Source organism: Thalassolituus pacificus (assembly GCF_025318105.1).
Taxonomy (GTDB): Bacteria; Pseudomonadota; Gammaproteobacteria; order Pseudomonadales; family Oceanobacteraceae; genus Venatoribacter; species Venatoribacter pacificus.
In genome coordinates, this window is record NZ_JAOANI010000029.1 from 70532 (window position 1) to 84337 (window position 13806).

Here is a 13806-nt window from a genome sequence, read left to right on the forward strand (position 1 = left end):
CTATTTTGCAGGAGCAAAATGAACAGCCGCAGGCTGGCCCGAAGGGCGAAGGGCAGGACGCCCGGAGTCTCACGGCCCAGAAAGCGCGAAGCTGGGGTCGGCCCGCCGGCAAGGGGATAAGTTCCCCTGGGAGGCAGCAGGCCTTGATGTTAAAAAATGCTGTTTTTGTCAGCTATGGTGTTGATTAAAAACTGTGGGACAGTAGTGGGGCAAAAACCCGGTTTTTTTATAGACAATCCCCGCCTTTCTGCATCAGACACCTTTTTAATTATTGATCATAAAATCAGCAGAACTTTATAATCAGCAACCATTATTTTCACGACAGGCAGTATTATGAAACCAGCACTATCCCTTATCGCTGCATTGGCATTTGTTCTCAGCGCCTGTGGTGGAAGCAGCAGCGACAGCAGCAGTATTCCGGGACTGAAGTCCGATACCAATGTTGCCCTGCTCTCGCGCGGAGCCAGCGCCAGCAGCAGCCATAACAGCAGCGATGCCAACAACCTGATTGATGATAACAACAACACCTATTGGACCAGTGCATCGGGTCAGAAAATCGTGGTCGATTTTGGCAGCGTAGAAAAAATTAAAAGCATTAAACTGACCCGTCAGGCAGCAAGTGCTGCCATTGGCAGTAATCCGGATATTCTGATTGAGCTGTCCACCAATGGCAGCAACTACACCGCCTCCAACCTCAGTGTTGTAACCGGCGGCATTGCCTGCACCAATCTAACCACAAGCATTACAACCATGAGCTGCACCATGGCCGAGCGTGATACCCGCTATATCCGTATTACTTCGCAGAATGGCAAAGCTTATGATTTTATAGAGTTGGAAGCTTTAGCCACCAAATAAAAATCAGAATAAAAGCAGAGTAATATCGCCAGGGTAAATCAGCATTATCCGGCCATGTGCTTATAGCTGCGCTGATAAACCGCAACCATAAAAAAACGCCGCATTAAGCGGCGTTTTTTATTCAAAGATCCAAAAGTAGCAATACCTTTAAACGCCATTGTGGCTAGCCGAGCGCATTTCCACCAAAGATAAAAACCTCTCTTTCGATTTCAATTCCATTTGAGATACATATTCATACGCAGCTTCCTCACTCGTTTCCAGCTGTTCCCGCAGCGATTCAAAGCGTATTGCCATATCATCATCCAATGGAAGGTCGCTTGATTCCACGTAAGAGATAAAATCCCCTGCGAGACCATACTCTTTCAGCAAAACAGCTAAATAAGCATAATCAACCCCCGAGCGAGTTGCTAACCTCCCTTCCTTTCGCCACCCATCCGCTTGTTCCAAAAGCTTCCACCCTCCCGACAGACTGGCCAAAGAAGAAACAAAAGACTGCACAGAAACTTTCAGTTTTGTTAAAAAATCGTCAAACCCAACATTCTCAAAGCGCACCCCTCTTACAGCCGAGCAAGAGTACCCCAAGCTTTCCCAATGCCACGTACATATAACAGGAATAGCACAAAGATGAACATCACAGGCCCGTGATTTAAAATTCAGCGAAATAGACTTGAGCACATGATCATCAGCTGAGAAAATTAAGACCTGCCCAAAAACTACCGCATCAGGGCAATCAGAAGACAAAGACTTCAGGACCTGATTAACAAGAGTCTCCTTAAGCATCTCCATTCCTCTAAAAGATCATTATTACGACCGATTAAAATAAAAAACCGAAAAGCCAAGTATGAAAAATACCATTAGACCAATCGATAGAATGACAAAATTTATCAATCCAACCTGATATTTACTACAGAACAGTCAACCTTAAACCATCAACGACATATTCTTCTACAACCAGCAGCGAAAATTTCGCACCCCAACCGCTTTCTGATAGAAACCTTGAGGAAGATCAAGCTTCGGAGACATCAGGCTTGTTAAAACAAAAGAACGTCCATCCTTCAGATTAAACTTAGCGTAAATAAAGTTATCGCCTCCACCCCAACCAATTCGTTCGTCAAATACAGGATAGGTCAGATTCAGGTCAATACTCTCAACATCATCAGGAGATATGTAAGTTTCTACACCTCCCTGACTCCACCTCATCCAATCAGAACTTAAAAATTCAACAACGCTATCTTTATTTATCAGATAATACCGAACAAAAAGAACTATCGAATCAACAGAAAAAACAATAGCCAAACACCCCATAAAAAAGAGAGAACCACCAACATCTGCATCTTTAAAAACAACCAGATAACCGACACCCAGCATTGTCGCAACCAGCATCACACCGACACCAACAAGCTGAATCAAAATAGTCTTGATCGTTATCTTATAAACCATAGCTATCCCCACCCAACCTATCGAGAGTCATCGACACCAAAGAAAGCCAGATAAAAAGTTGAAGAAGAGGAAAGATATACAGAAATCCATGTACATATACAACAAATGCTGCGATAAGATTTACAGCAAAAATTCTGATAGCAATCAATTCAGACTTAGCTGACAGAACACCACCAGACCATACAGAGACAACCCCTTCCAGCCCCACTCGGATAAAAACTATCGATTGCCAATGCGCATCAAGCTACAAAACCACACTACCCACATAACAAACTCAGGTGACATGCAGAAACGAACGAGCCGAATATGGTTATTCATTTGATAATTACATCCAACAGATTATTTTCTTAACTCTCCCTTATGCACCCACTCCCTTACATCATCTATTTTGAGGATAAAGAATCAGCCGTCAGAGCAACACCTAGCAAAATATCCGGAAACTATTCATATAATCACAACATAAATCCCTACATTATCAAGCGCAACCTTTCACACTCAGCAGACATAAAAAAACCCGTATCTTCCGATGCGGGTTTTTGATTTGACATAAGAGTGCTCTTATATGCAGTACCTGATATTTACTGCAAACCAACCCGATATTACAGACTGGCCGCCAGTTCGCTGGCCAGTTTGATGGCGCGCTTGGCATCCAGCTCACCGGCAAACTCAGCGCCACCCACCAGATGCAGACCAAAGCCTTGGCTTTCGTCGGCTTTCAGGGTTTCGTGCAGTTCGTTAACCGATACCTGACCGGCACAGATGACGATGTGATCAACGTCGAGTACGCGCTGGCTGCTTTCTTCACCTTTGGTGATGGTGATGTGCAGGCCCTGCTCGTCGATCTTGTCGTAAGACACACCGCCAATCATTTCCACGCCTTTCATTTTCATCACGGCACGGTGTACCCAACCGGTGGTTTTGTTCAGGCCGTTACCCAGTGACGAAGCTTTACGCTGCATCATGTACACCTTGCGTGGTGATGGATGAATTTCAGCTTTTTTCAGACCACCGCGGGTGCTGTTGCTTTCGTCCACGCCCCACTCTTTCATCCAGGCGTCTTTATTCAGCGTGGTGGATTCACCTTCGTGGGTCAGGTATTCGCTGATATCGAAACCGATACCACCGGCACCCATAACGGCAACGCTTTTACCCAGTTGCAGTTCTTTATCCAGCACTTCCTGGTAAGACACCACTTTCGGGTTGTCGATACCCGGAATATTCGGCATACGCGGTGCCACACCAGAGGCGATCACCACTTCGTCAAAACCACCGGCTTTTAATTCATCGGCCGTTACGATGTGGTTCAGCTTCAGATCAATATTGTATTTTTTGATCATGGTGGTGAAGTAACGGATGGTTTCTTTAAATTCTTCTTTGCCCGGAATTTTCGAGGCGTAGTTGAACTGACCACCGATTTCGCCACGGCCTTCAAACAGAGTGACTGCATGGCCACGCTCAGCGGCCGTAACGGCACAGGCCAGACCCGCAGGACCAGCACCGACAACGGCTACTTTTTTCGCCTGTTTAACCGGGATGTACACCAGTCTGGTTTCGTTACAGGCACGCGGATTGACTAAGCAGGATGCACGCTTGTTTTCGAACGTGTGATCCAGACACGCCTGGTTACAGGCGATACAGGTGTTGATTTCGTCAGCGCGGTCTTCTTCAACCTTTTTCACCCAGTACGGGTCGGCCAGTAACGGACGCGCCATCGACACCATATCGGCTTTGCCGTTGGCGATAATATCTTCTGCGGTTTCCGGCATATTAATACGGTTAGAAGCCACCACCGGAATATTCACCTGCGCTTTTACCTTGGCAGTCACATCGGCGAACGCCGCACGCGGAACAGAGGTTACGATGGTCGGAACACGGGCTTCGTGCCAGCCGATACCAGTGTTAATAATGGTGACACCGGCTTTTTCCAGTTCTTTCGCCAGATGGATAACTTCTTCCATATCGGACGCTTCTTCCACCAGATCCAGCATCGACAGACGGAACATAATGATGAATTCTTCGCCGACAGTCGCGCGCATTTTGCGGATGACTTCCAGCGGGAAACGGATACGGTTTTCGTAAGAACCGCCCCACTCATCGCTGCGCTGGTTGGTGCGTTTGTTGATCATCTGGGTGATGAAATAACCTTCAGACCCCATCACCTCAACACCATCGTAACCGGCTTTCTGTGCCAGCTTGGCGGCACGGGCATACTGGTCGATGGTTTTATAAATCTGTTTGCTGGTCAGCTCTTTTGGTTTGAACGGTGTAATCGGCGATTTAATCGCAGAAGGTGCAACGTTCAGCGGGGTGTAACCGTAACGGCCGGCGTGCAGAATCTGCAGCAGAATTTTGGAACCGTTTTCATGTACGGCATTGGTAACTTTTTTGTGGAAAGGCACCTGCCAGCTGCTCATCATTTTGGAGCCAAACGGCAACAGGTCACCGGCACGGTTCGGTGAGAAACCACCGGTTACCAGCAGGCCAACACCACCACGGGCACGCTCGGCAAAGTATTCTGCCAGCTCACCAAAGTGCCATGGACGATCTTCCAGGCCGGTGTGCATGGAGCCCATCATCACGCGGTTTTTCAGAGTGGTGAAGCCAAGATCCAGTGGCTGCAGAATATGGGAGTACTTGCTCATGGTTGCTTTCTCACAAATCGGTTGTGTTGGCACAGGTTATTATCATCGGCTGCCGGACAAGCCGGCATCCTGTATTGCTTTATGGCGAACCAGTTTACCCGGCTTTACTGACAGGTAAATGACCAAACATAGCATATGAATGATCATTATTAACATCAGTTTCTGAAAGCAGACTCCCTAAGCCCCACTGCTGTCCCACAGTTTTTAATCGCACCATAAGTAGCAAAAACATTGTTTCAACATCAAGGCCTGTTGCCTCCCAGGGGAACTTATCCCCTTGCCGGCGGGCCGACCCCAGCTGCGCGCTTTCTGGGCCGTCACCCTTGAAACCTTGATATTTACTGGCCGCGTGCCTCATCGGCCATCCATGGCCGGAGCCACTTGTCCGCATCCCTGCAGACAGACCAGACATATCAGCGGTTTCTGCGGCGGCCCCAGAGGCGCAGAAAACCGTCACCGCGATGTCGTTTTTCAAATCAAACGCATTCTTTTAAATATCATGTCGCAAACACGGTTTCCGTTGAAATATGGCTGAGCGGATTACTAAAACCGGCGATCGTGCGGCGCCAGTCAACCAGATGATTCTGCGGCCTTCAGAGCAAAACCCTGCCCCGGAACGATACAAATTATTTGTGTTTTAAAGTGTCGTTCCGGGGCGAATTGTTTTGCGTGCCGCATAATCATTGCAGTTGGCTGGATGAAGCCGGACGCGCCGAAAAGAGAGGATCGTAAGGAGATACCTCTCCTTGCTGGGGGCCAGGGGCTTGCCCCGGAAAGGCGTTTTAGACTGAAAAACAGTCGTCGATGAATGCTGCAGTTTGGAGTGACACAATGTCACTCCAAACTGTGGGAGAACAGTGCTCCCTAAGCCCGGTCTTTTTCGGCAAGCTACCCGCCTGCCATCACTCGTCAGCAATCTCAATAGATGGCATCGCCTGCGCCGCAGCGGCCTGACGCGCCAGTGCCACCGCCAGACGGCGTGAAGCATGGCGGTACATCATAGAGACTTCCGAGCAATCATCCGCGGCCACCACCGGCGTACCGGCATCGGACTGCTCACGGATGTACTTGGATAACGGCAGCGAACCCAGTACCGTGGTGTTGTAGGTTTCCGCCAGACGCTCGGCACCGTCTTCACCAAAAATATGTTCCGCATGGCCACACTGCGAACAGATATGCATGCTCATATTTTCAATCATGCCCAGCACCGGAATATTCACTTTGCGGAACATTTCCACGCCTTTTTTGGCGTCAGCCAGGGCAATATCCTGCGGCGTGGTCACAATCACTGCACCGGATACCGGGAATTTCTGGCTCAGGGTCAGCTGAATATCACCGGTGCCCGGCGGCATATCAATAATCAGATAATCCAGCTCGCCCCACTGGGTCTGGGTCAGAATCTGCATCAGCGCTCCGGCGACCATCGGCCCACGCCAGACCATCGGCGTGCTTTCGGTGACCAGATACGCCATCGACATACTTTTCAGGCCATGAGCTTCAACAGGCACGAACCATTTGTTGTCGATGGTTTCCGGGCGGGTGCCGTCTTCGACCCCCAGCATAATGCCCTGACTCGGGCCGTAAATATCAGCATCCAGCAGGCCGACTTTGGCGCCGTCTTTGGCCAGCGCAATGGCCAGGTTAACCGCGGTAGTGGATTTACCCACACCGCCTTTACCGGACGCCACCGCAACAATATTTTTTACCTGAGTAATGGCTTCAACGCTGTTCTGGCTTTTGTTTTCCGCCACCGACCAGCCGATGTTCACCGCCGCAGCGCTGCAGCCATCGATATTTTCCAGCGCCGTTTGCAGCATCTGCGCGATGCCGCCTTTGAGAAATTCAGACGGGTAATCAAGATGAATATCCACCTCAACCCGGCCGCCATCGATACGGATATCACGCACGCAACCGGCGCTGAGCAGATCGGATTCCAGATAAGGATCGGTATAACCGGCCAGAGCGGCCTCAACCTGAGAACGGGAAATCTGTGACACAAGACACTCCTGCACAAAAGGGCGACAACAAAGAATGGCAGGATTTTACGCCCCGGCGGCAGAATTACCACCGCCAGAGTGTCAGGTTATTCAATACTGCGTTGGCACCACTAAACCGGGCTGACTGGTACCGAAGCCAGCAGGCTGCGGGTGTAATCGTGCTGCGGTGCGGTCATTATCTGCTCGGTATTGCCCTGCTCAACGATGACGCCGTCTTTCATCACCGCCACGCGGTGCGCCAGATGCGGAATAATCGACAGATCGTGGGTAATAAACAGATACGACAAGCCCATTTCCTGCTGCAATTCCTGCAACAGCTGCAACACCTGACCACGGATAGACACATCCAGCGCGCTGGTTGGTTCATCACAGATAATCAGCTCAGGTTCCACCGCAATGGCACGGGCAATGGCCAGACGCTGGCGCTGACCGCCAGAAAACTCATGGGGAAAACGATCAAGGTGCGCGACTTCCAGCCCGACCCGCTGCAGCAATGCCTGCAGGCGTTGTTCGCGTTTTTCCGCATCCGGCTCAACCTTTAAAGCGATCATGCCTTCGGCCAGAATATCGCGCACATTCATACGCGGATTCATCGACGAAAACGGGTCCTGAAAAATTACCTGAATGCGTTTGCGCAACGGCAGAAACTGGCGCTGGCTGAGCTGATCAATACGCTCACCGGCAAAATACAGCTCACCACCGGCCAGCGGTTCCAGACTCAAAATAGCGCGTCCGGCGGTCGATTTACCCGAACCACTCTCACCCACCAAAGCCAGCGTTTCACCACGGCCAATACTCAGGCTGATGCCATCCACCGCTTTGGTGTGGCCAACCACCCGCTGCAGAATACCTTTACGCTGGGCAAACCAGACACGCACATCCTTTAACTGCAGCAAAGGCTCGCTTTGCGCCGGAGCAGACAAAAAATGGCGGCGATCGGGTAATGAGTGAATCAGCGCACGACTGTATTCATGTTTTGGCGCGGCAAAAAATTCGCGGGCAACGGCCTGCTCAACAATTTCGCCATAGCGCATCACCGCCACACGATCGGCCATCTGTGCCACCACGCCCATATCGTGGGTAATTAACAGCACCGCCAGCTGGCGTTTGCGGCGTAATTCGTTAAGTAATTCCAGAATCTGTTTCTGGATGGTGACATCCAGTGCGGTGGTCGGCTCATCGGCAATTAACAGCTGCGGCTCGCAGGCCAGTGCAATGGCGATCACCACCCGCTGCTTCTGCCCGCCGGAGAGCTGATGCGGATACCAGCCTAAACGCTGCTCAGCATCGTTAATGCCCACCTCGTGCAGCAGACTGATGATTTTTTCGCGCAGCGCGGCACCGCTTAACCCTTTATGCAGACGCAGCACTTCGCCAATCTGCTGTTCAATAGTCTGCACCGGATTCAACGAGCTTTGCGGTTCCTGAAATACCATCGCCGCCATGCGTCCGCGCACCGAGTTCATCTGCGCTTCGGTCAGATTAAACACATCGGTTCCGGCCAGTTGCACCCGGCCACTGCGGATGGCCAGCGCCTCCGGCAGCAGGCGCATTAACGCCAGTGACGTCAGCGACTTACCCGAACCACTTTCGCCTACCAGAGCCAGAATTTCTCCGGCGCGAATACTGAAACTCACCGGTTTAACCAGCAAGCGTCCCGCCTGCTGATATTTGCCCGGTAATAATTCAATACTGAGGTTTTCGACCTGTAATAATTCCATCACGTTTTCCTCAGGCCGACCGTGGATCGAAGGCATCACGGACGCGGTCGGAGAATAAATTCGCCGCCAGCACCAGCACAAACATCAGCACAAAGGCCGCCGCAACCGACCACCACACCACCGGATCACGGGATAACTCAGACCGTGCTTCGTTAATCATATTGCCCCAACTGGCCATCGACGGATCAACGCCGACGCCGATATAAGACAACACCGCCTCGGCCAGTACAAAGACGCTGAAATCCAGCACCAGAGCAATCAGAATAATATGGGTAATATTGGGCAGAATATGGCGGTAAATAATACGGTTATGGCCAACACCAAAAGCATGAGCCGCCTGCACATAATCGAGCTGGCTGACTTTTAACGTCTCCGCGCGCAATAAGCGGCACAGGCCTGTCCAGCTGGTCATACCCAAAATAAAACACAGCGCCAGGAATTTAAAATCGGCCCGCACAGCTACCAGATTAAACTGCTCCGGATGGGTTTCGATATACACATCAATCAACAGCACCGATGCCGCAATTAACAGAATGCCCGGAATAGAACTTAATGTGGTGTAAATATACTGCACCACGTCATCAACCCAGCCTTTGAAATAACCGGCACTGATACCCAGCACAATCGCCAGCGGCAGCGTCAGCAGGGTTGCCAGGGTACCGATTAACACCCCGGTGCGGATGGCTTTAATACTCCAGTAGAGAACATCCTGCCCGACTTTATCGGTACCCAGAATGTGATACACCTTACTCAGCTCCAGCACCCAGCAACAGGCCAGCACCAATAAAGACAGCGTCAGATAAATGGTTCCCCAGGGCAACGTCTGCTGAGTGGTCAGCCCCCTACTATAGGATTGACGCTGTTGACGCTGACGCCAAACGATATGCAAACCGATAATCACCGCACTGATAAAGGCCGCCATCAGCAATGCCTTCATAGAGCGGACAAAAATATCCTTGCCATGATCAGCCTCATCGGCAAGATGCTGCCCGGCATTCGCTAAGCGCGGAAAATCGCGATACACAACACCATCGTCGGTTTGCATGTTTTCTTTGGCGAAAGAATAAATCGCGAACGGTGCCGAATAGGTTTTTTCGTCTTTATTGCGCAGCTCAGTCAGCACGACATCCAGAACGCTGTGCACTTCCTGACTGTAATGTACTTCCTCGCTGCCTTCGGTTTTTTCCAGAGGTGCGCGGTAATGCAGGGAATCCAGCAAGGCAATCAACAGATAAAACAGAATAACAATAAAAGATGCGACACCGGCACGGGAGTGAAACACCGTACGCCAGCGCTGACGCGCCAGCGGGTTTTTACTTAACTGGTAAAAAAACAGTCCGAGACTGGCCACCAGAATATAAATAAGCACATCGCTCCACAACACGACAGGCTTAATGCTCAGTAATTCATTCATAACAGACGTCAATTCATTCATATCAGGTCACTCATATCAGGACAGCCTTACCCGTGGATCGACCAGGGTGTAAGAAATATCCGTCAGAATCAGACCGAGGATATAGAGTACGGAACCAAGAAACACCATGCTGCGCACGATGGCAAAATCCTGTGCCTGAATGGCGTCCAGGGTGTAACTGCCAAGGCCGGGAATGCCAAAGAAAGATTCAATCAGCAGGCTGCCCATAAATAACGACGGGATCACCACCACCACACTGGTGAGAATCGGAATCAGGCCGTTAGGCAGAATATGACGGAACAATACCGCGGTTTCCGATACCCCTTTGGCGCGCGCAGTGCGCACATAATCTTTATTGGCTTCTTCCAGAAATAACGTGCGGTACAACCGCGTACCACCACCGATACCGGCGACCACGCCGATAATCACCGGCAATATCAGAAAACGGATGGCATCGGTGCCGGCCAGATAGCCGGAAATCGGCACCAGATGCCAGAGTTTGGCAAAGAAATACTGCCCGCCCAGAATATAAAACACCCCGGATATCGACAACAGCACCACGCACAGCACCATCGCAGCGGTATCAAACGCACTGGCGCGGAACATCACCACAAACAGCGCGAATACAATATTGACGCTGATGCCGATAATAAAGGTTGGCAAGGCAACCGCCAGACTCGGCCACATCCTTTCACTGATATCGGCACCAATGACCCGGCCTTCATCCGATTTGCCAAAATCAAATACGAACAGCCGCGCTGACTTTTCAAAAAAGATGGTATCGGTCAGCAACCCTTCGCTGTTTTCAGCAGCGTTGATAAATAAGGGCTTGTCATAACCACGCTGCGCTTTCCATTGTTCTATGGCTTCTTCTGAGACATGTTTATCACCCAGCTGCACCCGTGCCATCTGATCCGGTGTATTCACCATAAAAAACAGGGCAAAGGTCAGCAGGTTTACACCGAGAAGAATCGGCAGGGCGTAGGCTAAACGACGGATAATATAAGCCAGCATATCAGCCCTCCTGCTCTGCTGAAGTGGTTGTCTCGCTGCCGATACGGCGCTGCTGGCGACGACGGAAGGCACGGTACCCCGGCAGCAACGCAACCAGCAGAATTCCAACGACGACAAAAATGGGCCATAACACCGGAGCATTCCAGGCCGCCTGCGCCTGACTGCGCTGTTCAACATCAACGGCAAAATATTTAAGTACACTCTTGCTGATGCCATGGGCCTTAACATTACGAACCCAATGATTATTCAGCACATAAGAATGCGGATGCCAGCCAGATGCCCACACCGCATCGCGCTGCAGAATGGCAATCATACGGCGGATAATCTCCATGCGCTGCGGCGAATCTTCCATCAGCTGCATCTGGTCGAATAAACGGTTGTATTCGGGATTATTGTAATTGGTGGAATTTACCCCACTGCCACCGCTGATCACCTGACCGTTATTGCCGTACTGTAAAAACAGGAAGTTTTCGGCATCCGGATAATCGGCCAGCCAGCCCCACTGGAATAACTGAGCATTACCGGTCTGCATTTTTTCTTTAAAGCGGTTGTAATCGGTACCACGGATATTGAGCTGAATATTCAGCTTTTTAAATTGTTTGATCATCCAGTTCTGCATCGCACTGCCGCCACTGCCACCGGTCGGGGTATCCAGATTCAGCACCAGAGGCTCACCGGTTTTGGCATGGCGGCCGCCCGGGTAACCGGCTTCGGCCAATAACCGTTTGGCCTCTTCCAGCGATTTGCGCTGTGGTTTGCCATCCACCCAGTCAAATACATAAGGGTTAATGCCCTCTTCGCCACTCTGATAACCGAAAATACCCGGCGGTATCGGGCTCATGGCCACTTCGCCACGGCCGTTGGCAAAGATTGAAATCATTTCCTGCTGATCGTAAACAATGGCGATCGCCTGGCGCAGCTTGCGTGCACGTTCGCGGCTTTTGGCATCCCCTTTATCGCCGACCACCGGGTCGAGCATATTAAAGGCAAGATAATAACTGCCCAGCACCACTTCTTTTTCCAGCGTTACGCCTTTGGCTGTCATTTCCGGGCTCAGGCCAATGCCATCACTGCTGACGCGGATCGCCTGATCAAAGCTGTCACTGGCAATACCAGAGCGGTCGTAATAGCCCTGCATAAACTTGGTCCACAGCGGGATGGCTTCTTTTTCCAGCCGGTAAACCACTTTATCCAGTAATGGCAATTGCTTTCCGGCGTCATCCAGTAAACCGGCCGCAACATCCTCAGGCGAACCTTCAGCAGGATAATAATCGGCGCGGTAGTTCGGGTTCTTTTCCAGAATGATGACTTCGTTGGGGTTATTGCGCGTCATCATAAAAGGGCCGGTGCCCACCGGGTGCCAGTTCAGCACAATATTACGGTCGGCCAGTCCAGGCTGATGGTAAAAACGATCGACCTCCCAGGGGATGGGCGCAAAAAAGTGGAAGGCCAGCCAGTATTTAAATTGCGGATATTTGCCTTTTAAGCGGATGGTAAAATCGTAACGGCTCTGGGCTTCAACACCGGCCATACTGAGTTGGCGTAAATCCAGCCAGGCCTGTTTGCCTGCTTTTTCTTCCAGCACTTTACGCGTATCACTCGCAATCTGACTGAATTCCGTCATGCCGACAATATAATCGCTGAGCAGTGCGCGTACCGGCGACAACAATTTAGGGTCGGCCAGGCGTTTAACCTGATACACATAATCTTCAGCCACCAGTTCACGACTGCCCTGCTCAGTAAAATCGTCGAGACTGCGGTATTGCTCTGATTCGGCGGCCGAAGCAAACAGATAACGTGATTCACCCTTTTCGTTCAGGGCAAAGGCCGGATGCGGCTGATAGCGGATACCGGGTTGCAACTGAAAATGGTAGGTAGAAAAGGCAATGTTTTCGCTGTCGGCATCCACTTCATTACCATCGGCATCGCTGTAATGGATGTCCGGCATCGCCGTCAGGGTATTGGGAATCAGCTCGTAAGGACGTTTAAGGTAGTCATAAGCCAGAGGCGGCTCGTAAATCTGATCAATAAAGCGCGATTCATCCGAACTGTAAGAGCGGGCCGGATCAAGGAATTTGGGACGTTCAGAAAAACTGGAATAGAGAATATTGGCGCTGGCTTCGGACTCCGGATGAGGATTATTCCAGGCCTGATCACTGCACCCCGCCAGCAACACTGCACCTGCCAGCCATAGACCTGCGCTTACAGCTTTCAGCCAGCCAGACTTTTGCAAACCAGCCTGCAGACGACCAGTAAACCCGCCGCAGCGGCGCATCTTCCCCAAAACAACAGTGTTCATCAGCAGCTATCCATTACAACTCCGGCAGTCAGCCCCTCACTGCGGCTCCCTCTTACAGCGAAGGCAACCTGAGAGCAGCTGGCACAACGCCAGTCCGATGCAGAGATTTATTATTGTGTTTGCCTGCCCAACCACCTCAGGGGCAGACGGATATGACAGCAGAGTGTGCCAACATTTCCCGCCGGTGCAAGCTTTCCTCATTCAGGATATGTCAGTGTCCGCTGTGTCGGACGCTCTGGTGGTTATATTTTATACAGAAGGGACAGCCAGGCTGCCGTTGCAGGCTCTGTTGCTGACCGCATAACGGAGATCGGGCGCGTTATCAGCACAGGCGCCCTTGTCCACTCTAAGAACTATAACGCCTCAATAACCGGCGCAGCTTTGCTGTGTTCCGTACCGTAAGCGCGTAATTGATTGACTTGTT

11 protein-coding genes are annotated in these 13806 nt (G+C 50.9%); 2 read left to right on the forward strand and 9 right to left on the reverse strand.

Annotated features, from left to right (window positions below):
* Together NYR02_RS18055 and NYR02_RS18060 are read left to right on the forward strand one after the other, a co-directional pair.
* Window positions 1-188: hypothetical protein (locus NYR02_RS18055; protein ID WP_260977764.1), on the forward strand; the 188-nt coding region annotated here is incomplete at its 5' end.
* 145 nt (window positions 189-333) lie between these two features.
* Entirely contained in the window at window positions 334-855 is a 522-nt protein-coding gene (locus tag NYR02_RS18060; RefSeq protein WP_260977765.1) for a discoidin domain-containing protein, read from the forward strand.
* Window positions 856-1002: 147 nt separating this feature from the next.
* Here NYR02_RS18060 and NYR02_RS18065 read toward each other — a convergent pair whose 3' ends face one another.
* From NYR02_RS18065 to NYR02_RS18105, 9 genes are all read right to left on the reverse strand, one after another.
* The gene (locus tag NYR02_RS18065) at window positions 1003-1635 is read right to left on the reverse strand and encodes a hypothetical protein (protein ID WP_260977766.1); all 633 of its coding nucleotides are present in this window, start codon (window positions 1633-1635) and stop codon (window positions 1003-1005) included.
* A 165-nt stretch (window positions 1636-1800) separates the two neighbouring features.
* Entirely contained in the window at window positions 1801-2295 is a 495-nt protein-coding gene (locus tag NYR02_RS18070) for a hypothetical protein (RefSeq protein WP_260977767.1), read from the reverse strand.
* A gap of 599 nt (window positions 2296-2894) precedes the next feature.
* Window positions 2895-4937: an NADPH-dependent 2,4-dienoyl-CoA reductase gene (locus NYR02_RS18075; protein WP_260977768.1), complete on the reverse strand. Its 2043-nt coding sequence runs from the start codon at window positions 4935-4937 to the stop codon at window positions 2895-2897.
* 94 nt (window positions 4938-5031) lie between these two features.
* Window positions 5032-5412, reverse strand: a complete 381-nt coding sequence (locus NYR02_RS18080; RefSeq protein WP_260977769.1) for a hypothetical protein — start codon at window positions 5410-5412, stop codon at window positions 5032-5034.
* 427 nt (window positions 5413-5839) lie between these two features.
* A complete protein-coding gene (gene apbC / locus NYR02_RS18085) occupies window positions 5840-6934 on the reverse strand; it encodes an iron-sulfur cluster carrier protein ApbC (RefSeq protein WP_260977770.1) in 1095 nt (364 codons plus the stop codon).
* Window positions 6935-7044: 110 nt separating this feature from the next.
* Window positions 7045-8655 carry an ABC transporter ATP-binding protein gene (locus tag NYR02_RS18090; RefSeq protein WP_260977771.1) on the reverse strand — a complete coding sequence of 537 codons (1611 nt, stop codon included), beginning with the start codon at window positions 8653-8655 and terminating at the stop codon, window positions 7045-7047.
* 10 nt (window positions 8656-8665) lie between these two features.
* Complete coding sequence (locus tag NYR02_RS18095) at window positions 8666-10090, reverse strand: ABC transporter permease (RefSeq protein ID WP_260977772.1); 1425 nt, start codon at window positions 10088-10090, stop codon at window positions 8666-8668.
* A 15-nt stretch (window positions 10091-10105) separates the two neighbouring features.
* Complete coding sequence (locus NYR02_RS18100) at window positions 10106-11083, reverse strand: ABC transporter permease (protein WP_260977773.1); 978 nt, start codon at window positions 11081-11083, stop codon at window positions 10106-10108.
* Between the two features lies 1 nt (window position 11084).
* Window positions 11085-13382 (reverse strand): ABC transporter substrate-binding protein, encoded by a 2298-nt coding sequence (locus NYR02_RS18105; protein ID WP_260977774.1) that lies wholly within the window; start codon window positions 13380-13382, stop codon window positions 11085-11087.
* Window positions 13383-13806: the final 424 nt, after the last annotated feature.

What these genes read in the sequence shown, in the direction of transcription:
- NYR02_RS18070 (WP_260977767.1), bottom strand. Translation starts at nt 2,295, where the DNA reads ATGGTTTATAAGATAACGATCAAGACTATTTTGATTCAGCTTGTTGGT.
- NYR02_RS18090 (WP_260977771.1), bottom strand. Translation starts at nt 8,655, where the DNA reads ATGGAATTATTACAGGTCGAAAACCTCAGTATTGAATTATTACCGGGC.
- NYR02_RS18100 (WP_260977773.1), bottom strand. Translation starts at nt 11,083, where the DNA reads ATGCTGGCTTATATTATCCGTCGTTTAGCCTACGCCCTGCCGATTCTT.
- NYR02_RS18065 (WP_260977766.1), bottom strand. Translation starts at nt 1,635, where the DNA reads ATGCTTAAGGAGACTCTTGTTAATCAGGTCCTGAAGTCTTTGTCTTCT.
- NYR02_RS18060 (WP_260977765.1), top strand. Translation starts at nt 334, where the DNA reads ATGAAACCAGCACTATCCCTTATCGCTGCATTGGCATTTGTTCTCAGC.
- NYR02_RS18105 (WP_260977774.1), bottom strand. Translation starts at nt 13,382, where the DNA reads ATGAACACTGTTGTTTTGGGGAAGATGCGCCGCTGCGGCGGGTTTACT.
- NYR02_RS18075 (WP_260977768.1), bottom strand. Translation starts at nt 4,937, where the DNA reads ATGAGCAAGTACTCCCATATTCTGCAGCCACTGGATCTTGGCTTCACC.
- NYR02_RS18095 (WP_260977772.1), bottom strand. Translation starts at nt 10,090, where the DNA reads ATGAATGAATTGACGTCTGTTATGAATGAATTACTGAGCATTAAGCCT.